This is a genomic window from Acetobacter suratthaniensis (genome assembly GCF_017377745.1).
Taxonomy (GTDB): Bacteria; Pseudomonadota; Alphaproteobacteria; order Acetobacterales; family Acetobacteraceae; genus Acetobacter; species Acetobacter suratthaniensis.
Window position 1 is genome coordinate 1 of the sequence record NZ_JAFVMG010000055.1, and the last position, 834, is coordinate 834.

Sequence of the window (834 nt, forward strand, 5' to 3'; positions counted from 1 at the left end):
CTCAGGATTCATTCTTTGAGGTAGAAGATGACGCTTGCTGCGATGTGGATTGCGGACATGAATGTATGAGCGCAGCGGTCATATCGGGTCGCAACACGTCGCCAGTCTTTCAGCTTTGCGAACATGTTTTCGATCAGATGGCGCTTTTTATACAGATGCCAATTGTAAGGTGGCTTTGATTTCCGGTTCTTCTTCGGCGGAATACAGGCTGTGATGTTCCGGTCTGCAAGCGATAACCTGATCTGGTTGCTATCGTAGCCTCTGTCCCCGATGACTTCTTCTGTCTCATCGGGGAGGTCTGCCAGAAGCACGTCTGCGCCTCTGAAGTCACTGACCTGTCCAGCAGTCAGATGAAGGCGGACAGGTCGGCCCTGATCATCGCACACGGCATGAAGTTTTGAGTTCAGGCCGCCTTTTGTCCGTCCGATATGGCGGGGAAAAGCCCCTTTTTGAGCAGGGACGCCGATGTCCGGTGTGCCTTGAGATGTGTTGCATCGATCATCAGACGCTTCGAACGGCCAGCCTGTTCTGTCAGGGCGACAAAGATCCTGTCAAAAACACCCAGGCGGCTCCACCGGATAAAGCGGTTGTATAAAGTCTTGTGTGGACCATACGCTTTCGGAGCATCCTTCCACTGAAGGCCGTTGCGGATGACATAAACGATCCCGCTCAGAACACGCCGGTCATTCACGCGTGGCACTCCGTGCGCCAGAGGAAAAAACGGCTCAATCCGCTCCATCTGGCGCTCAGACAGCAAAAATACCTCACTCACAGGCCTACCCTCCATCTGTAAGCCTGTGAATCACAACCTCTCGCTCAGTTCAATCAATTAAT

The 834-nt window shown here is 52.9% G+C and carries 1 protein-coding gene; it reads right to left on the reverse strand.

The annotated features are described in order from the left end of the window. Positions 1 to 8: 8 nt before the first annotated feature. Positions 9 to 772 (reverse strand): IS5 family transposase gene (locus J2D75_RS14270; RefSeq protein WP_207855456.1). Its coding sequence is split into 2 segments (ribosomal slippage): positions 9 to 439 and positions 439 to 772, totalling 765 coding nucleotides; the frame shifts between segments, so codons are not numbered across the junction. Positions 773 to 834 lie beyond the last annotated feature (62 nt).